The 20,387-nt window shown below is 39.5% G+C and carries 10 protein-coding genes and 3 pseudogenes; 10 read left to right on the top strand and 3 right to left on the bottom strand.

Going from position 1 to position 20,387, the window contains the following annotated elements; all coding sequences use genetic code 11:
- Positions 1–403, bottom strand: a pseudogene (locus tag H6F92_RS12070) (RNA-guided endonuclease InsQ/TnpB family protein); the annotation flags it as partial.
- A 64-nt stretch (positions 404–467) separates the two neighbouring features.
- Between H6F92_RS12070 and tnpA the strand changes: the two are divergent.
- Positions 468–887, top strand: coding sequence for an IS200/IS605 family transposase (gene tnpA / locus H6F92_RS27050; protein ID WP_190358025.1), 420 nt, complete (start codon positions 468–470; stop codon positions 885–887).
- Between the two features lie 356 nt (positions 888–1,243).
- Here tnpA and H6F92_RS12080 read toward each other — a convergent pair whose 3' ends face one another.
- Positions 1,244–2,434, bottom strand: a complete 1,191-nt coding sequence (locus H6F92_RS12080) for a DUF3747 domain-containing protein (protein WP_190358016.1) — start codon at positions 2,432–2,434, stop codon at positions 1,244–1,246.
- A gap of 457 nt (positions 2,435–2,891) precedes the next feature.
- Between H6F92_RS12080 and H6F92_RS12085 the strand changes: the two genes are divergently transcribed.
- Both H6F92_RS12085 and H6F92_RS12090 read left to right on the top strand, forming a co-directional pair.
- On the top strand, positions 2,892–9,029 hold the full coding sequence (locus H6F92_RS12085) for a translocation/assembly module TamB domain-containing protein (protein ID WP_190358017.1): 6,138 nt from the start codon (positions 2,892–2,894) through the stop codon (positions 9,027–9,029).
- A 334-nt stretch (positions 9,030–9,363) separates the two neighbouring features.
- Positions 9,364–9,855: a GNAT family N-acetyltransferase gene (locus H6F92_RS12090; protein ID WP_190358018.1), complete on the top strand. Its 492-nt coding sequence runs from the start codon at positions 9,364–9,366 to the stop codon at positions 9,853–9,855.
- On the opposite strand, the gene H6F92_RS12095 is transcribed toward H6F92_RS12090, so the two are convergent.
- Positions 9,852–12,872, bottom strand: coding sequence for a plasmid replication protein, CyRepA1 family (locus H6F92_RS12095; protein WP_190358019.1), 3,021 nt, complete (start codon positions 12,870–12,872; stop codon positions 9,852–9,854). The two genes, H6F92_RS12090 and H6F92_RS12095, sit on opposite strands and share 4 nt — an antisense overlap.
- 484 nt (positions 12,873–13,356) lie before the next feature.
- Here H6F92_RS12095 and H6F92_RS12100 point away from each other — a divergent pair, with 484 nt between their 5' ends.
- The 7 genes and pseudogenes from H6F92_RS12100 to H6F92_RS12130 all read left to right on the top strand — a co-directional run.
- A complete protein-coding gene (locus H6F92_RS12100) occupies positions 13,357–16,716 on the top strand; it encodes an ATP cone domain-containing protein (RefSeq protein WP_190358020.1) in 3,360 nt (1,119 codons plus the stop codon).
- Between the two features lie 37 nt (positions 16,717–16,753).
- A complete protein-coding gene (locus H6F92_RS12105) occupies positions 16,754–17,230 on the top strand; it encodes a DUF29 domain-containing protein (protein WP_190358021.1) in 477 nt (158 codons plus the stop codon).
- Between the two features lie 3 nt (positions 17,231–17,233).
- Positions 17,234–17,686 (top strand): DUF29 domain-containing protein, encoded by a 453-nt coding sequence (locus H6F92_RS12110; protein ID WP_190358022.1) that lies wholly within the window; start codon positions 17,234–17,236, stop codon positions 17,684–17,686.
- A gap of 11 nt (positions 17,687–17,697) precedes the next feature.
- Entirely contained in the window at positions 17,698–18,150 is a 453-nt protein-coding gene (locus H6F92_RS12115) for a DUF29 domain-containing protein (RefSeq protein WP_190358023.1), read from the top strand.
- Positions 18,151–18,161: 11 nt separating this feature from the next.
- Positions 18,162–18,608 (top strand): DUF29 domain-containing protein, encoded by a 447-nt coding sequence (locus H6F92_RS12120; protein WP_190358024.1) that lies wholly within the window; start codon positions 18,162–18,164, stop codon positions 18,606–18,608.
- A gap of 53 nt (positions 18,609–18,661) precedes the next feature.
- A pseudogene (locus tag H6F92_RS12125) lies at positions 18,662–19,261 on the top strand (ribonucleotide-diphosphate reductase subunit beta); the annotation flags it as partial.
- 271 nt (positions 19,262–19,532) lie between these two features.
- Positions 19,533–20,047, top strand: a pseudogene (locus tag H6F92_RS12130) (ribonucleotide-diphosphate reductase subunit beta); the annotation flags it as partial.
- Positions 20,048–20,387 lie beyond the last annotated feature (340 nt).

Genomic DNA, 20,387 nt, shown 5'->3' on the forward strand with positions numbered 1-20,387 from the left:
ATCCCTGTTTTATCCGTGATGTGGATAAACTTTTTGTCTTCTGTTAGTTTCCAACCAGAAGTTTTGTACTCGACAGACCTTGAAAACTTTTTGAATTTGGGATAGCCTTTTTTTGCCAAACCCCTTTGACAATTGTTGTCAAAACGGGATATAGAAAACCAAGCTCTTTCGGCACTTGCCTGACGAGCCATAGAGTTGAGTTTACCAACAAAAGAAAATTCAGGACTATTAGAAATTCGGTAGTTAATTTACACAAAGTAGCATAGTTAACCTGAGCTTCTTTGGTAGAGTCCATCCAAAATCTTAGACATTTGTTCCGAATAAACTGTCCCACCCTGATAGCCTCTTGAATGGCTATTTTCTGGTGTGAATTTGTTTTTAACTTAAACTCTATGACTCGCATCGATTCGACCTCTCAATGTGTTATACCATGATTATAGCAATCCACTATACAAAATATCAAGAGCATAAAAACTAATTATTTTAAGACTCGTAGAGCCACTTTTAATCTCACCGTACATATAGTTCTTGTGACAAAATATCATCGGAAAGTATTCCAGAAAAAGCATTTAGAATTTTTGAGAATAGTTTTTCAAAACATAGCCGAGAAATGGGAGGCGAAGATAATAGAGATTAACGGAGAATCAGACCATATCCATATCCTTCTGACTTACCCACCCCATAAGCTGTTAAGTAGTCTAATCGCTAACTTAAAATCAACTTCTTGCCAGCTGATGTGGGATAACTTTTCAGACCACTTGAAAGAGATATATGGTCAAGATAAGAGAATTTTGTGGACAGGGGCATATTTTGTGGCCAGTTGTGGCGGTGTCACAATAGACCAACTTAAGAAATATGTCGAGAATCAGGATTCCCCTGAATATTAGTTGTGCTTCGCTGTTTTATGCTGGTCGGTTTTTCATCTCGTCAGTGAAACCGAGGGTTCCTTCAAACCGACATTTAAGGTAAAAATTAACAACCACAATCAGTAATCAGTAATCAGTAATCAGTGATCAGTAATCAGTGATCACTGATCAGTCATCAGTCATCAGTAATTGGATAATATCTTTAGGCCTTTTTGAAATCAAAAAGTTCCGGGCCTGGGAGTGAGCGGGGGGAAAATTGGGGGACTTTTGCCCTGAAAATTAGGTAATTGACTTCCTAAAAATGGATAAAACCCCACACCCCACATCCTACCCCTAGGAAAAACTTTTTGCCGCAAACCCTGATTGAGGAGAGGCCATTATTTTTTGGCGGTTTTAACACAATCAAGGGTACGGACGATCGCAGCAGCCGCATAGTTACGACGGGCGGGATCATTTGGTACAAAAGCACTACCCTGTTCGTTCAAGGGAGAGGCCACACCGCAAAATCCCGACATCTGGGTAATTAAACTGGCGGCCCAATGACCGGAAGTATCGGAAAAATTGACGGGGGTTTTAGTTTGGGCTAAATCGGGGGCTTGTTTTTGCTGAGTTTTCAGGTAGGTGGCGGCCTGTTTGAGAATCGCCATCAATTCGGCCCGGGTGATGGGGTCGGTGGGACGGAATTCGCCGTTAGCTTTGCCGGCAACAATACCATTGGCCCGGGCCCATTGGATTTTTTTGGCACTCCAACGCGTCGCATCCACATCGTTAAAACTGCCGCTGCCGGGGGGAATCTCTTCTAGGTTAATTTTGGTGACAGTTCCCATCCCTTCAATAATCATCGAGACGAATTGTTCTCTGGTGACGGGATTTTCGGGGCGGAAGGTGTTATCTTCTTTAAAACCGGCCACTACACCAATAGCGATCGCTTTTTCAATCTCAGTTTTATAGATATCACCGCTAATATCCTGGAAACTAGCCCCAGAACTGGGGGGAGGAGTGGTTTCGTTGATGGGAGGTCTGCCGGCGGCCGCGAGAACTTCCGCTTCTTTGCCGCTAAAGTAGAAGTGGCCTAAACTTTTGCCTTCAAAGGTACGACGGCTAAATTTCCAACCCGGTTCGAGGATAATTTTCATAAATCCTGTTTGCATTCCTCGGGTTCTTCCCACCACTAATTCCGGTCTGCGCGCATCCCGGGGAGTTCCCACTAAGTATAATTCGCCATTGCGTTCCACAATACGCAAGATGTAATCTAGCCCAAAATCCCGGCCATCGAGACGGATAGAATAACCATTGCTATCGGTGGCGCGGCGACAAATGCCGGTAAAGTCAAAGTTGAGGAGCAGCGGGTCAATCATGACGGGATTTGAGCCACTTTCGCTCCAACACTTCTGTTTTCCCGGGATTTGTTCCAATACTAGCAGGTCAAATTTATTACCTCCGTAGGGACGAGCGATCGCTATTACCTGGGTCTGCTCGATGTTCTGTTCGTCAAAGTTGACCGCTGCTGTGGAAGTTATGCCCAAGGTCATTAGGGCGGTTAGGGCGATCGATAATCTGGCTTTCATGATCTTTATCTATAAGACGATTTTTGCAGTAAAAATAGACGTGCTAGTCCCAATATTCTAAGACTGAATACTTCTGGTTGTTGTTCCAGACTGCGCCAGATTGTTGTCTGTCCGCACAAGTTTTCTCTCAATCTTCAATTTCCGAACCTATTGATCTGAGCAATATTCTGCTTGAACTGGTGGGTTGATCAATATTAATTCGGTTGGCTGTTGAAACTGGCGAGATTTTGGCGAATTGTTGAAAATTTTAGCCAGCCATTCGAGTCTTAGGTTAAGATGGGGAGAGAAGCTTTTAATTGGCCGCAGCCCTTGACTTCCTCACAGGATTTAAGCCCAATAATTGCCTAAAAAATGGCAATTAATCGATTGAGGGCTATCAGTGCCGCGGTGAATTATCATACTTCAATAGCTCTGGTGAGCCGTTGCCCTTTCTTTGGTGTGTGTGAGGTAAACAATTATGAGTAACTCCCCTGGCGATCCTTCTCCTCGTCCTCATCTTTTTCTGAGTATCGGTCGATTTTTACGCCGGCCTTCTACTTTAATTGTCGGGGGAATTACTCTCCTAGGAATTACCTCCCTTGGCTATTTTACGACTCGTTATTTAGTTTATGAACGTCTCACCCCAATTTTAGATAATATCTTCAGTGAAATGCTGCATAGACCCGTCAGGGTAGGTAAGATAGAAGGCTTTTATTTTAATCGCATTCGTATCGGTAAATCGGAAATTCCAGCTACGGCAAATTCTGCCGATAGTTTATCTATTGATGCGATCGAATTGGGATTAAATCCGCTGCCCTTACTTTTAGGTCTGCCGCTGCCAGTTGATGTCAAGTTAATTAATCCCAGTATTTATCTCGATCAGGATAAAAATGGTCAATGGCTCGATAATTTAGAAAAAATATCTAGTAACTTTGATCGGCAGGCCCCTATTAAGTTAAATCTGGGTGTTCAGGTGGAGAAGGGAGATATTACTATCCAACCCTATGCCCTGAAAAAACCGATAGAAATCAAGGCCGATGGTCAGGGAAGATTCATCGATAATCAAAGGCAGCCTCTCACCTACGATTTTAGCGCAGAAATCCTCAAAAGTCAAGTAAAAATACAAGGAAAAACGGCGTTAAAAACGGGGGAAAGTCTAACTAATCTTCAGATTGATCGTTTGAACTTAAGTGAACTATTAACTTTAATTCCTGGGAGCAATTTCCAATTAAATCAAGGACAAGTAAATGCTAATATTGCTCTCAATATTCCCAGTTGGGCAAAGCTAAATCAAACCGAAGGAAATGGCAATTTTCAGGTGACAGATTTGGCGGGAAAATTCCAACCTTTCCAGTATCCAATTAAGCTAACAACTAAGTTAAATTTACAGGGAGATAAAGTATTAGTCGAACAGGCAAGCGCAAGTATTGGCAAGATTAAAACTGAGGTGAAGGGAGAAGTAAATTGGCAAACTGGTTATCATCTCAAGGTCGCTCTAGAATCGGTGGATTTACAACAACTTTTAAGAATTATTTATCTGCAATCACCTCTAGATTTACGGGGAGAAGCACGATCTACTTTTCAAGTGACGGGAAAATTAGATCAACCTCTAATTAAAGGAACCGTTAGCAACAGCAAACCGATTATTTTTGAGCAAATTCCCATTCAATCAATAACCAGTAATTTTCAAACAAATCTCAATCGTCTTAATTTAGACAAAATCCAAATTAAACCCGTTGCAGGTGGAGAAATTAAAGGGGAAGGAAAATTGCAATTAAATATTCTGCAATCCCTGCAAAAAAATCAACCTCTTGACGGGACAAAAATGGCGATTAATTTGAATTTACAAGCCAATTTCCCCACGAGAAAAATTTTATCTCAATTGGCAACAGTTCCCGCTAAACTTAATATAAGTGATCTGCAAGCTAAGATTAAAGCTAGAGGTAGTTTAGGACTGCCCCAATTATTAATTAATTGGCAAATACCCACGGTTAACCAATCAGGATTAATTAATATTGCTGGGGAGGGTAAAGTATTTTTAGGTGGCAACAAAATAAATTTAACCGATACGGTGATTAAAACAAATGGCGGCAAACTACAGGTTAATGCTAATAGTGATTTTACTAGCAAATTAGTCAGAGCAAAAATCACGGGTAATAACTTTTTATTGACTCCTTTTGTGCCTATCGTTTGTCAATATGTAGATAGTATTTGCCCCTACCTAGAAACCCTAGAACCCTTAAATTTAGAGACAGCTAATATTCAAGTTAGTGGCAAAATTGACCAACTAAATATTAATACTTTAAACGGAATTGCTAACTTAGGAATTAGCGGTAAACAAGGCACAATTTTAGTCAATAGTCAAGTATTGCAAGGAAATCTTCAGGCGAAAGCTGTCCTAGCGGGATTGCCGATTAATTCCCTATTGCCTAACTTACCAACCCAAGTTAAATTACTGCGATCGCAAATTAATTTACAAGGCTATTTAGGGGAATTGCTGAAGAATAAAAATAATATTTTCAGCAGTTGGCAAGGTCAAGGAAATCTGGAGTTATTAGTAGATAATAATCCCTTAACTGCCACAGCCAAACTGAATCGAGGTTTCCTGACAGGAACAGTTAACACCAGGGGAATTAGTCTCAATCCTCTAGTGGAAAATTTAACAGTTCCCGTTAGTTTAGGCAGGGCAAAAATTAACTTTGCTGGCAGAATAAATTCTCTGATTAGTGGTACTTTAACGGATTTACAAACTTGGCGCGGAGAGGGAGATATACAGTTATTTGTCAATAATCAATCCCTGAGAACGACAACCCAACTGGAACAAGGTATTTTAAGCGGTATAGTTAATACGGCTGGCATTAACTTAAATCCGTTTTTACCCAATATAAATATTCCTGTTAGTCTAGGGAAAACCCAAGTCAATTTCACTGGTGCAATCAATAATTTACTAGCGGGAAAAATCCCTAATTTGTCCACCGTCAATGCTAGGGTAAATACTCGCTTATTAGTAGATAATAATCCGATTAATACTGCTATTCAATTAAACAACGGGATTTTTAATATTCTCGGTAGCTTAGAGAATTTTCAGACAAATATTCCCCTAGCGTTGAATATTGACCAAACCAGTTTTCAAGCAACAGGAAATGCCCAAACTATTTTCGACTCCCTGCTAGAAAAACGACTAAACTTAGGCAGTGTCAAAGCAGTTTTTAACTCTCGTATTCATGTAGCCAAAGGAGAAATTAAAGCTAAGGCACAGCTGAATAATAACTTCTGGCAAAGTGATATGATTGCCGCTAATCTCGATCCCGCTGCCCTGCTAGGGCAATTGCGGGGAGTAAAATCAATCTCGATTCCTAACTTAGATTTTAGAGCTAATTTAGCAGGAAATATTAAGGAAATTTGGCAGGGAGTAACACCAATTCAGGTTAATAATCTCTCGGCACAGTGGGGAGAAAATAACTTTGATGTGCGAGGAAATATTCTTTTAGCTAATCTTACCAGTCAACCCGATATCGCTGAGGTTAACTTAAATCTACAGGCAAAAACCGACCTTGCTACTGTACCGCTAACGCAGATTATATCGCTTTTACCGATTGATTCTAACCTAAAACCCAGAGAATCGACACTAACAGGGATCGGAGAATTTCAAGGACAAATTACGGGTAAAAATCTCTTAACTGCTTGGCAAAAAGTGGGAAATATACAAATCAAGGGAGATATAAATTTAGCTAACTTTAGCATTAATGAACGACTTTTTGAACCTGTCTTAAAAGGAAGTATGCAAGCAGGAATCGGTCAAAATATTAGTCTAAATCTGCGGGGAAATCAGGACATTATTGACTTAACTTTCGATCCTTGCCAACAAAATAATTGTCGGCTGCCCTATCTTCCCCTAGAGATAAATATTCGCCAAGCTTTTGGAAATAAGACTCCTTTTCTAGCAACAGCTAAACGAAGCGGAGAAAATTTAAATGTTCAGATTGCCAATTTTCCCCTAGAAATCCTGAAAATATCTCCCACGGCAGCCTACAATATTCCGGGGATTATTGCTGGACAATTGAATGCTAATCTAGACATCAATTTATTTAACTTACAGGGTGAGGGACAACTAGAGATTAATCAACCTAGTTTAGGTAACTTAATCGGGGAAAAATTAACGGCAAATTTGGTTTATCGGGATTCCATAGTTCAACTGCAAGCGGGGAGTTTACAAGCGGGTGCAAGTCAATATAATCTGCAAGGTTTATTTAATTGGCAAACCCAAGCAATAGAAGCTAAACTCAGGGTAGATCAAGGTTATATTCAAGATTTATTATCAGTTGCTAGTATCTATGATTTAACCAGTTTAATCAACTTTTTCTCCTCAGAGAATGACCCAGCTATTCAACTTAGTCCTCTAGGAGTAGGTAATCCCGAAGCTTCCCTAGCACAACAGGTAAATTTGCGGGCAAAAATTGAAGAAATAATCCAGCAATTAGCAGGGGAAAGAGGGGTAGTCGGGATACCTTCCGAACTAGATTTTCGCGGCCGTTATCAAGCAAATATAGCCTTAACCGGGACTTTAAAAAATCCCGATCTTAGCGTACAATTTCAGGGCAATAGATGGGAATGGCGACCCCAAAGACCGACGGTAAATATTGTTAACCCTCTGGGAATTGTCACCACCGATACCCAATTAATTCCGATTGATGAAGTAACAATTAATCTTAACTTAAATCGTCAGTTGCTCAGGATAGAACCGATTAGATTAAAATCACGAGATTCTTCCGTATTTTTAGCGGGTGATTTTTCTTTAAAAAAATTAGAGGGAACTTTTGCCGTGGAAAATCTTTCTCTCGATCTCTTGAGAAATTTTGTGCAGTTTCCCTTGGATGTATCCGGTAGTCTAAAAACTCAAGGTCAAATTACAGGAACTTTATTAAATCCTCGTATTCAGGGTAACTTTGGCTTTATTGATGGTGCAATTAATGCCCAAAATATTAATCAAGATATAATTGGTTTATTTACCTATAATCAGTATCGTTTTGATTTGCGGACAACCTCCCCCGAATCAATCCAACTCTATGCCAGCATTCCCTATCCTCCCTTACCGGGTAATGATCAATTAAAAATCCAAGCAAAATTGGGAACCGATGCAATCAAATTGATTGAAGCTATCAGTCAAAACGCCATCGAATGGGTTAATGGTGAGGGGGAGGTAGTTCTTTCAGCGACGGGAAGATTAGACATAAAAGAAGGCTTAAAAATCAAAGATTTAGAAGCAAATGGTATAGTTACTCTCGATAATGCCGCTATCCGCAGTGTTGCTTTTCCAGAGATTTTAACCGTAAATGGCCGCATTGGGTTAACCCCTGAAAACTTAACAGTAGAGGAATTACAAGGCTCGATCGCTGACAGACAAATTTCTGTGATGGGAGTTTTACCTTTCTTTCAAGCCATCAAAAATAATCCTAATCCCTTAACAGTTAATATTCAAGAGGGAGATATAGCAATTAATGGTCTTTATCGGGGATTAATTGCTGGGAATGCCATGGTGACAGGAACAGTTCAGCAACCAATTATCGGGGGGAATGTGCGTCTTTCTAGAGGTAAAGTTTTTCTTCCTCGCACTCCAGAAATTAATCAAGAAACGAATAAACCAGTCAGTCGCTGGCTGCAGCCTCTCAACATTCCTCAGACGACCAATATTACTCCAGTTTTAAATAATTTCCAAGTGTCTTTAGCGGGATTATCCATCGAACAAGAACCTTTGTATCAATTTGATTTTAGTGGTGCTTTAACCTTGAACGGTTCGCTCACTTCACTGGAGAAATTACAAACTAATGGAGTGATTAATCTCGATCGAGGACGGGTTAGTTACATCGATACTCGTTTTCTTCTTAACCGACGCAATCAAAATGTTATTGTTTTCGATTCTAGTCGCGGGTTGGGACTTTTTAATCCCTTTGTTGATATTCAACTGCGAACAATTCTCAGCGAATTTTCTCAATCTCGAAATTTTGCTATCTCCCGTCCAGGAGGGGATTTTCCTAGTAATGAAATTCCCGATGATAGCCTCAATCGCATTCAAAGGATCGATGTCACCCTCAGCGTTGAAGGGGAATTAAATCGCTTGCTACCAAATTTAGGCCGTAATATCAATGAAGTGTGCCAAATTCGTCCCGATAGTCCCCCTTTTCCCCTAGAGGAAAACTATACAAATGCAGAATTACAAAAAGCTGCTAATTGTTTACAAGCAGTGGCTTTTGCTAGAGGTGAAGATGAGGGACTGCTTAATACTCCCCTAGTTAAATTAACCAGCACTCCCCCCCGCAGCCAAGGGGAAATCGTTCGACTTTTGGGGGAACAATTGCTGTCGGTTTTTAATGGTTTACAGGGGAAAAATACAGAACAATTAATTCAATTTGGAGTGGTTCAGTTGGCAATTCCCCTCTTAGCCCAAGGAGTCGTGTATGATGTGGAGAATGCGGTTAGTAATGCGATCAGAGCAACAGATTTTAATATTCTTCCCAATTTGGAAACCGTCTATCGAGTTAATTCCCAGTCTTTTATACGCTTCTCCTACGATTACAATTTGAATGAGTTTACCGTCCGCTATCAAACTCAATTTTAAGGTAATATTGAGAGATATAGGAGAGTTCAGAAGTTAGGAGACAAGGCAAAATTAGGTTATACTTCATCCTGAGAATCAACCCGATAGGTAGATAGAAAATAAAAAATAGTCCTTTGTTACTTTTTACTTTTTACTTGATATTCTATGGAGTTCTTGCATAATTAATTTTTGAGAGGGCAAAAATGAGAAAAATAGAGATAAAATTGCCTAAAATCCCTAAATAGAGCATTTAATTGATTAATGCTCATTCTTAATTCTCCTGACTCCTGACTCCTGACTCCTGACTCCTGACTCCTCAGCTAACGGAAGATTTTTGATTTTTGCCAGAGGTCTTATGATTATTCGCGAGGCTAAAGAAACAGATTTACCAACAATTATCGAGATTTATAATGCTGCTGTTCCCACTCGCAAGGCAACCGCAGATTTAAAGCCTATTTCCCTCGAAAGTCGGCGAGAATGGTTTAAAAAGCACGCTCCTGAACAGTATCCCATCTGGGTAATAGCGATCGAAGGTCGGGTGGTGGGTTGGCTGAGTTTACAGATGTTTTATGGTCGTGTCGCTTACCAAAAAACGGCAGAGGTTAGTTTATATATTGCCCCCGATTATCAAGGTCGTGGAATCGGTAAATTATTAGTAGAATATGCCCTGAATTGCTGTCCCAAATTGGGTATATCTAATCTTATCTGTATTATTTTTGCCCACAATCAAGCCAGCATTTGTCTCTTTGAAAAATTCGGCTTTCAACGATGGGGTTATTTACCCCAAATTGCCGCTCTAGACGATTTTCTGGCTGATGTGGTCATTTTAGGGAAAAAAGTCGCTTAAATAGGCAATTTCTCCATAGCTAGACTAAATTCTAGACTTAATTGAATATAAGCATTTTCTGATTCGCCTAGAGATGGTTTCTGGGTGAGAGAAAAGAGATAGTCCTCATACCAAATCTCAGAACTTCCCGCACATTTTTCGTCTCTAAATAACCATTGTTGAAACACTTGTTCTCTACCATCCTGAGGGGCAACAATCTGATAAACTTTAAGAGATTTTTTAGCAATTCTCTGGCTGCCCTTGCTGGTTAATTCATAACCTAACAAGTTCAAACAATTACGAATAATCGTCAGAGGACGGGAAGTATGAGAGAGATTAATCTTGGTGATAGTTTTAATCTCGTTGCGGTTTTTAATGGCGATTTCGGCCATTTTTTGTAAGTCGGCATCATGATTAGTTAATTCTCTTTCAGGATTAGCTAATAATACGGGAATTCCTAACACTTCTAACGTCCCGATAATCACTCCTAATTGACTACCATTAAAATCGGGAATAAATAAACTTCCCTGACCTGATTCTATCAGTTTATGGGCAATTAAAGCATCTCGATCGCACAAAAATTGTCGCCCAATTGTCAAAAAGTAATGTAGGCGTAGTTCTTGATACCATCCCTGATCATCTTTAATCACTAATTGCGCTGTGACGGGGATTCCATAGCGTTTGTATAGGTCATATTTCCTGATAATTCTCCTTTCTTTCACTGACTTAATTAACTGTTTTTTAAGCAGACGATACTCTGATTCTGTGATCGCAGCTGCGCTGGCAATTGCCTCGCATTCAGAACGATAATTATGTTCTCTAATTTCTTCAATTGCTTCCATTAAATGATTGGTTATTTCTAGTTCTTCTTCCTGATTCCATTCTTTAATTTTATGACCTTCTGCTTGTAAAATCCCTAGAATTGACTGGCGATAATTAAGCATATAAGCATTTACTCGCACAGCCATTTTAGCCCAACAGAGGAGAGATTCCGCTTGAAAACTTGTATCTAAATCCTCCAGAGATTCTAAATCTGATTGGTGTAGTAAGCGAATATTAACCTCCGTTAATCGGTGTCCAGAGGTGAGAAGTTTGGGGATAGAAGTGGAACCATTACCCACCTGATTAAATCCGTACACTGCTGACCAAATATAACGAGGAATATTCTCTCTAATTCTCCCTAAAAATTGAGCGATAGAGGTGGGAGTTTGAATCCCCTGTGCTAAACACCAAACCGAGGTAAAGTGTTGCTGAATATCAATACTAATTCCCGTTTCGATCGCAGGACTAGCTAGAACTATATCATAGTTAAGCAACAACTGATTTAAATTGCCAATCGCTTCATAAGCATCGTGACTAGAATCTTGCAATGACTCTGAGTCTATCCGCAAAATTTTCTTGTGAGGAAATTGCTTTCTTAGATAAGATTCTAGGGTAATCGTCCCCCATTTACTGGTTAACTTTTGTGCTGACAGACAAACAAAAGGTTTTCCTCCCTCGTTAATATGTTTGACTAAATCCTTAACTAGCTGTTGGGGAGTGTTATCGGAGTAGTTATAAACTCGCCAAGCTTCGTGATAACTAGGTTTCCACTCGTTACTAATTAAAAAAGTTTCTAGTTTAATCGCCGCTAGAGAAGTTAAATAATCTAGGGAAATATCACTTAAATCAGCATCAGCAACTAAGACTTTACCCCCACTGCTGACCACAGTTTGTAGCAGAGACTTTAAAGACTTTAAAATTGCTACTCGATTAGCTTTACAAGTATCCCCATTTAACCCATGCCATAGAACCTGTTCGATCTCATCGATAATAATCATAGCTCCTTGCCAATCTTCTGCTTGAAATTTAGCTTGTGATTGGGGATGGAGAGAGTCAATACATAAACCATAACCGTAAATTTGTGCCGCAGGATTATCCCTAATTTGGCTGATATAGTTTAAACCAAAGCGTTGACATAACTCCTCTACCAGTTTCACCCGATGACCAATAACTAAAACTTTTTGTTGATTGGCAACAGCCTGTTTAACTATCTTGGCTAAAAACTCAGTTTTCCCCGTACCTTTAGCCGATTTAATCGCCATTAACTGCGCTGATGTCGGGATGGCAATATCTGGCAAGTAACGGCTATTTAACTCTAGATGAGGTGGGAGAGTTAAACTATTTAAACTCGCTGCCTTCCAAATTTCCCAAGAGGTAGCTTTTTGATAGACTTGTTGGAAGTAATCTTCCCCTCGATTGATTAGTAAATCATCCACCCCTTTACCATCAGCAGCATCCCAAGTAACCACCTTTACCTCACAGTTAGCCTGACTGAATAGATAACCCATTTTCTGTAAAGCTAAATTAACCGCTTGTTGGTTCTTTGGTTTAGTTTCTTGATCAAAAACTAGATAAATCTTTCGTCCGGAATTAGCTAATTTTTCTAGCTGCGGAATTAGATGAGATTTGCCGATTCTCCTACCTAATTCGTCCTTGGGAGTACGATAACCATTGTGAATCCCGGGTAAGGCAATTGTCACATAACCTGCTGTTAGTAATGCCCCCGCTTTTTTCGCTCCTTCCGTAAGACAAATAGGTATCTCTGGATGTTTGATTACCCAAGACCAAAAACCGAGATCCTCTTGCTTATTATCCACTTCTTCAGTTAAAATATTAATACTGATACACTGGGATATCCTTTGCCAAATTTTCAGGGGAACCCGCAAAGCAAAGACTCCCGTAGGGGTTTGGGGGGGATGTTCGTACTTAATCGGTTTAGCCTTATCGAAGCTTAAACGGGGAAAATCGGGCTTAAAACAGCCCCAAAGGTCATAATTACCCGTTAGTAAGTCAATTCCTGAACACCACCAACCGCCTTGACTGGTATGTTCATAACGCTTGAGAATACTATCCCTAACCCTGCCATCATTGCGTCGCGGTAATTCTTGGGAGTAGAGTAGGTATTCACTGGGAGATAACCCCGCTAAACTGGTGACATTGAGATGGATTAACTCCGCGTCCACCCCGCTACCACGCCATTCTTCTAAATATTTCATCCTTGTCCTCTACTGGCTAGACGCTATATATAGCGTTTTTGTCCTATTATTCTAGCGGTAAGCCACTAAATAGCGAAAAGAGAAATTTTACTCTCTCAGAGGTTCTCGGAGGAAATTTGACTTTTAATCCACTCTTGTCTTAAATTATCGAAAAGTTAAGAACAAATAAAGTCTGACCACAACCTCCTCAGCAGTCAAGCAGAATCGGATCAAAAGTATTTTGTCAATCTGTTTTTCTTACCAAAGAAAAAGCTTTTTGTCAAGCATACAAAAGAACTACCTTGAGAGAGAATCGAGAATTTTTTCCAGAAAATGTCAGCCAAAACACTGTTTTTAGGGAACAAAATAATCCTGGCTATACCATATATAGAGTGATAGGATTATTTAACACGCTAGATGTTGTGTTTTCCCAGAAAATCTGATAGAATACTCTAGTACAAATAGATTAATTTGTCAAGTTTTTTAACGCCGCAATTTCTCAATTATGCAATCAAAGCCCTTGACTACTACCGTCTCCATTCACAAAAATAACGAAGTAATACCCTTTCGTTCTACCCCTTTAGCTAATATGGGCAGCCATGGAATTAGAGTGATTCGGCGCGATGGTTCCACCACAAGCTTAAATATCGGCAAAATTCGCGAGGTGGTAGAGTGGGCTTGTGAAGGTAAAAAAGTCAATTCAATCGCCTTAGAAGCGGGTTTAACCACACGCCTGCGGGATGGGATTACCACCAGGGAAATACAGGATAATTTAATTAATTGCGCCCTAGAAATGTGTAGTCCAGAGGAACCGGATTGGCGCTATGTGGCGGGAAGATTGCATATTTGGAGTCTGTGGAAAGATACCTTAGTAGTCCGGGGTTATCAGTACGGAAATTACGAGAAAACTGTCAAAACTCAAGTTAAAAATCGGCTGTACGACGAAAGAATTCTCACCTATTCCGAAGCAGAATTAAAAGAAGCTGGTTCTTGGATTAATCCCGATTGGGACATCGATTATGATTACGCCGGGGCATTGTTAATCACTAGCCGTTATTTACTCAAAAATGAGTTACCCCAAGAGGCATTATTAACCTGTTCCTTACTGCTTGCCACTGTGGAAGAACCGACTAATAGACTCCCCTGGGCGAAGAAATTTTATCAAGGGATTGCTCAAAGAAAAATCTCCCTTGCCACCCCAATTTTAGCCAATTTACGCACACCCAAAGGTTCCCTAACCAGTTGTTTTATCCTCTCCATTGACGACAGTTTAGAAAGCATTTTCAGCGAGATTACTAATGCTGCCCGCATCTCAAAAAATGGTGGCGGTGTCGGGGTAAATGTAAGTAGAATTCGCGCCACTGGTAGCTGGGTAATGGGGAAAGCTAACGCTTCCGGGGGGATTATTCCTTGGATTAAATTACTCAACGATACAGCTATTGCAGTAAATCAGGGGGGAAGACGCGCCGGGGCAGTAACTATCGGTGTTGACATCTGGCATTTAGATGTGCCAGAATTTCTGGAAATGCAGACAGAAAACGGTGATCAAAGACGCAAAGCTTATGATGTTTTTCCCCAATTAGTTATCACCGATGAATTTATGCGTCGGGTGATAACTAAAGCCGAGTGGACATTAGTAGATCCCTACGAAGTTCGCAGAAAATTAGGTATAGAATTAGCGGAACTATGGGGGGAAGAATTTGAAGAGGCTTATCGTTTAGTAGAAGCTAATTTAGATCAAGAGATTCTCCTCTATAAAAAAATCAATGCCCGGGACTTATTTAAAAGTATCATGCGTTCCCAAGTAGAAACAGGAATGCCCTACATTGCCTTCAAAGATACCATCAATCGCGCTAATCCTAATAAACACGATGGCTACATCCCTGGTGTAAATTTATGCGTTGCGGGAGAAACAAAAATTCTCACTGACCGAGGACAAATAGCAATCGCTGATTTGGTGGGGGAATATGTTAATGTCTGGAATGGATTGGAGTGGTCAGAAGTATTAGTTAAAAAGACTGGAGAAAACCAGCCTTTATTAAAGGTCAATTTCTCTAACGGAGAGGCCTTAGAATGTACTTACTACCATAAGTTTTACGTTCAGAAAAACTACAAGGGAACCGTGGAAATTGTGGAGGCAAAAGACCTCAAACAAGGAGATAAATTAATTAAATATCAGCTGCCTCTCATCCAGTCAGAAAATGACCTTGACTTTCCCTACGCCTACACCGCAGGATTCTTTTCTGGAGATGGGAGTTACGGAAACAATGGAATGCCAGAAGTTGACCTATACGGAGTTAAAAAAGAGTTACTTCCCTTATTGGCTATTCGTAACAAATATCGGGGAAATGGCTCTATTGAAAAAGGTACTTTTTGGAGAAAAGAAACTGATACCCTAGGGGTATATCATGACAGTAAACAAGATCGGATCGTCTGTAAACTCCCGTTAGATATTCCCAGTAAATTTACAGTTCCTCTCAATGGTTACACAATTAAATCTCGTTTAGAATGGTTAGCTGGTTTACTTGATGCCGATGGAACAGTTGCCCGCAATGGTTCTAACGAGTCTCTCCAGATTGCTGCTGTTAACCGGCAATTTTTGCTCGATATTCGCCTAATGTTACAGACTTTAGGAGTTGATTCCAAAGTTACTTTTATGGATGACGGCGGCTATAAATTGATGCCAAATGGAAAGGGAAATTATCAAGAATATCTCTGTCAACCAAAATATCGTTTACTGATTAATTCTGTCGGACTATTTCAACTTGGTCAATTGGGACTTAAAACCCATCGCTTACAATGGACTTTAAAAGAACCCCAACGTTCGGCCACTCAGTTTATCCGCATTGAATCGGTAGAGTTAACCTGTCGTCGAGATGACACCTACTGTTTTACAGAACCCAAGCGTCATCTGGGAATGTTTAACGGCATTCTCACAGGACAATGCACCGAATCTTTTAGCAATGTCACCCCCGATAAAACTGCCCATTGCTGTAATTTAGTTAGCCTTAATTTAGCCAATATCGACAGGGAAGAAATCGAGTCTAATTGTCAAATCGCTGTCAGGATTCTCGACAATACTATCGATATTACTAATCCTCCCTTTGATAATGCTAAAAACCACAACGATAAATATCGCACTATTGGGGTAGGGGCGATGGGATTGGCTGACTGGTTAGCTAAACGGAAATTATCCTACAATAACCTGTCAGAAATTAGTAATTTATTTGAAGAAATTGGCTATTGGTGTACCTATTCCTCGATGGAATTAGCCAAAGAACGCGGCGCTTATCAAGCTTTCTTGGGTAGCGAATGGAGTCAAGGTAAATTAATCGGAGCAAAACCAGTGGCATGGTTTTTAAATAACGCAGTGCAACCGCAAAGATGGCAACAATTAGCCGAAGATATTCAACGATTTGGCATCCGTAATTCCCATATTACCGCCATTGCTCCTAATACTTCCTCCAGTTTGGTACAGGGATGTACTGCCAGTGTTTTGCCGGTTTATAGTCGCTTTTTCTACGATAAATGGGCAAAGGGAACCGTTCCCATCGCACCACCTTTTATTGAAGAAGCTTTCTGGTTTTATCCAGAGAATAAAAACCTCGAACAGCAGCAAGTGGTAAAAGCGATCGCTACTATGCAAGAATGGATTGATACAGGAATTTCTATGGAATTATTATTCAACCTCAATGAAGGGGTTTATTTCCCCGCAGAACCCAACCGTTGTCTCACTGCTAAAGATATCTTTGATACTCTAATCATGGCGTGGGAATTGGGGTGTAAAGCGATTTATTATGTCCGCACCGTACAAAAGGACAATTTTCGAGAGTCTGACGATAGTTGTTCTAGTTGCGCTAATTAAGGTTAAGATAAGTCTTATTCATCAATTAATCACACCTATGGATAAGACTTTATACGAACAGGATTACTATCTCTGGTTAGAGAAAACCATATCTTTACTAGAAAATCGCCAGTTTTCTGAGTTGGATTTAGAAAATTTAATTGAAGAAATAAAAGATATGTCCAGAAGAGAACGCCAGAAGTTAGAGAGTTTACTAACTAAACTCTTGGAACATTTACTTAAATTAACTTATTGGCAATCTAAGCGCGATTACAATAAAAACAAGTGGCGACGAGAGATTTTAAATTTTCGCATTCAAATAAAAAGAATTATTAGCAACAAAAAGGATGGAACCTATAATACAAACTTAGTATCTTACCTCACCGAGATTCTCGATCAATGTTATGAGGATGCTTGCCATCTATTTGTCGAAGGTTCTGGCATCGATAAAAGACTTTTAAGTGCTACACCTATTGGATCAATTGACCAAATTTTAGATGAAAATTGGTTTCCTGAGTTTCTCGGAGAGGATTAAGCAATGAAGAGTGATTTATACGAACAGGATTACTATCTCTGGATAGAGGAAACCAGATCTTTACTAGAAAATCATCAGTTTTCTGATTTGGATTTAGATAATCTCATCGAGGAGATTAGCGACATGGGCAAAAGTCAACGACAAAGCTTAAAGAGTTATTTAACTCGGTTATTAGAACATTTGCTAAAACTGGTTTACTGGCAGTCGGAATTAGAATATAATCAAAGAGGATGGAAAAATGAAATTCGTAACTTTCGCCTACAAATTAAACAAATTATTGAAGACAGTCCCAGTTTAAAGCCCTATCTATCGGAAATTTTCTTGCCCTGTTATCAAAATGCTCGTAAATTATTTTTGGATCTATCGGGAATGGCTGAAAATTTGGTCAGTTTAGATCCAATTTGCACTATAGAACAGGCGTTAAATGAGGATTGGTTTCCTGAAATATCAAAATAATGGGGATAATTATGGAAAGGAACTTATACGAAAAAGATTACTATCTCTGGTTAGATAAAACCATTAATTTACTGGAAAATCATCAATTTTCTGATTTAGATTTAGAGAATTTAATTGAAGAAATTAGCAGCATGGGTAAAAGTGAGAAACGAAGTTTAGAAAGTTATTTAACTCGCTTATTAGAACATTTGCTAAAACTGGTTTACTGGCAATCGGAATTAGAATACAATCAAAGAGGATGGAAAAATGAAATTAGGAATTTCCGTCGTGCCATAAAAAGAATTATTGCCGATAGTCCTAGTTTACAGCCTTATCTCGTTGAAATTTTTAATAACTCTTTTCAAGAAGCTCGTATTTCTTTTATCGAATTATCGGGAATGGCTGAAAATTTGGTCAGTTTAGATTCAATTTGCACTATAGAACAGGCGTTAAATGAGGATTGGTTTCCTGAAATATCAAAATAATGGGGATAATTATGGAAAGGAACTTATACGAAAAAGATTACTATCTCTGGTTAGATAAAACTATTAATTTACTAGAAAATCATCAATTTTCTGATTTAGATTTAGAGAATTTAATTGACGAAATAAAATCTATGTCTATCAGTCAACAGAAAGCATTAAAAAGCAATCTGATCGTGATTTTATGGCATTTACTAAAATACTTACAAGAGCCAGAAAAACAAACCAGAAGCTGGGCATTAACCCTTTTTGAGCATCGAGAGAGAATCGAAGAAGATTTAGAAAATAGCCCTAGTCTTAAGAGTTTTTTAACAGAAGATGATGTTAAAAAATGCTATAATAAAGCCAGAAAAAAAGCCGCTATTGAAACAGGGATAAACCTAGATAAATTCCCGAAGGATTGCCCATTTACTTTGGCAGAAGCCCTAGATTTTGAATTTATCCCTAATCAAACCATTTGACTTTTTACCGAAAACCTACTATAACCTAAAAGTGCCATAATATCCAAGTAATCATGTCCTTACATTTAGTTAATTCTTGCCATTCGATGCCCATTTCCCCGATCTTCAATCCGTCGGGAGATGATGCGATCGAAAACCGTTCGATCTGGTTTGGTAACACCACCAACCTGATGCAATTAAACGATGTCCGCTACACCTGGGCGGTGGGTTTATATCAACAAATGCGCGAAAATTTCTGGATACCGCAACGCTTAGATATCACTCAAGACGTGACTGAATACGGGCATCTTACCGACGAAGAAAGATATGCATATCATGGTATTTTGTCCTATCTAACTTTTCTTGATTCCGTACAAACCTGTAATATTCCTCACCTAAAAAGTAGTGTCACTGCGCCAGAAATTAGTCTTTGTATGGCGGAACAAATTTCTCAAGAAGCCATGCACAATCAAAGTTATCAATACTTAATTGAAACGATTATTCCCCCGGATCGTAGGGGTGAAGTGTATGACTTTTGGCGCACCGATAAAGTTCTCAAGGATCGCTGTCAATTTATCGCTAGTCTCTACCAGCAATACATCGATAAACAAACTACTGAAAGCTATTTTATCGCCCTTCTTGCCGATTATTTGCTAGAGAGTTTGTATTTTTATAATGGGTTAAATAATGAGGTAGCCCACTAGCATCGTGAGGTGTTAGTTAAAACTCGCCAAATTGCTGGGAAGCCCTAAAGCCCTTAAACCAAAGCGAAGTCTGAAAAGATAAGCGTAAAGGAGCGAGAGCAGAAAAAAGTTAAGGGATTTAATAAAAGCCGTAAGGCAGCTATTAAAAACAATGGGTAATCAGCAGCCAAGCCTCTGTTTTAAAGGGGAAGGTTCAACGAACAGAGGGTGAGTATCTTCTTGGTAAATACGCTATAAAAGGTTCAAGGAGATAATGGTATGTTCTAGCCCCACTCTGAAAGGATGGGTAGTTGCGTCATCTTTTTCTATAATCTCGCTTCTCGACAGCTAATGTCTGGTAGCGCTGACGTTTTCAAAATGATCAACCGGGACGAATTAAGTCACGTCCGTTTGTATCAGAAACTTATTCCTGAAGCCATGGCAATTTTTCCCCATTCTGTTGAACAAATTTATGAGATGTTCGATAGTGCCGTTAAACACGAATGTCGCTGGACAAATCACATTGTTGGCAACGACATTTTAGGTATTACCGAATACAGTACCGAACAGTACACTAAATACCTTGCTAATATTCGACTAAAAGCGATCGGACTTGAGCCTTTATACAGGGAAGAAAAGTATAACAAAAGTCCCTATAACCATCTGGAACGCTTTTCCGATACCAAAAAAGAAGGCCACACCAAAGCTAACTTTTTTGAAGCAACCGTTACCAGTTATGTTATGTCTTCTGGCTTAACTGGATGGGATGAAATTTAAAATTTAAGGGACAAAAATGACCCAAATCCCTACCATAAAGTGGCAATTTTGTCAAATATTTTGACAACTTTTGACCCTCTCTTGCAGAAATACCGACAATCAGCAAATGTGCTTCTGGGTTTGGGGGGTTCTACCCCCAAAAGCCTAGATTTACTGATAAAATCGGAAGTAATGACCAATTTTAGAAGATATACTTAGTGGGACTTAAACAAATTTCAAGCCCAAATAAAGCCTAAACTGGCTTTGTAAGCGGCAAACACATCCCGATTCTCGGTCAGCCACTCAAAGAAACGGAAAGACATCGCTGTCCGAAAAGCTTCTAAAGCTTCCACAAAAGTGT

Origin of the sequence: Microcystis wesenbergii FACHB-1317 (genome assembly GCF_014696875.1) — a bacterium.
Lineage (GTDB): Bacteria > Cyanobacteriota > Cyanobacteriia > Cyanobacteriales > Microcystaceae > Microcystis > Microcystis wesenbergii_A.

What these genes read in the sequence shown, in the direction of transcription:
- H6F92_RS12105 (WP_190358021.1), top strand. Translation starts at nt 16,754, where the DNA reads ATGGATAAGACTTTATACGAACAGGATTACTATCTCTGGTTAGAGAAA.
- H6F92_RS12080 (WP_190358016.1), bottom strand. Translation starts at nt 2,434, where the DNA reads ATGAAAGCCAGATTATCGATCGCCCTAACCGCCCTAATGACCTTGGGC.
- H6F92_RS12100 (WP_190358020.1), top strand. Translation starts at nt 13,357, where the DNA reads ATGCAATCAAAGCCCTTGACTACTACCGTCTCCATTCACAAAAATAAC.
- H6F92_RS12095 (WP_190358019.1), bottom strand. Translation starts at nt 12,872, where the DNA reads ATGAAATATTTAGAAGAATGGCGTGGTAGCGGGGTGGACGCGGAGTTA.
- H6F92_RS12120 (WP_190358024.1), top strand. Translation starts at nt 18,162, where the DNA reads ATGGAAAGGAACTTATACGAAAAAGATTACTATCTCTGGTTAGATAAA.
- H6F92_RS12085 (WP_190358017.1), top strand. Translation starts at nt 2,892, where the DNA reads ATGAGTAACTCCCCTGGCGATCCTTCTCCTCGTCCTCATCTTTTTCTG.
- H6F92_RS12110 (WP_190358022.1), top strand. Translation starts at nt 17,234, where the DNA reads ATGAAGAGTGATTTATACGAACAGGATTACTATCTCTGGATAGAGGAA.
- H6F92_RS12090 (WP_190358018.1), top strand. Translation starts at nt 9,364, where the DNA reads ATGATTATTCGCGAGGCTAAAGAAACAGATTTACCAACAATTATCGAG.
- H6F92_RS12115 (WP_190358023.1), top strand. Translation starts at nt 17,698, where the DNA reads ATGGAAAGGAACTTATACGAAAAAGATTACTATCTCTGGTTAGATAAA.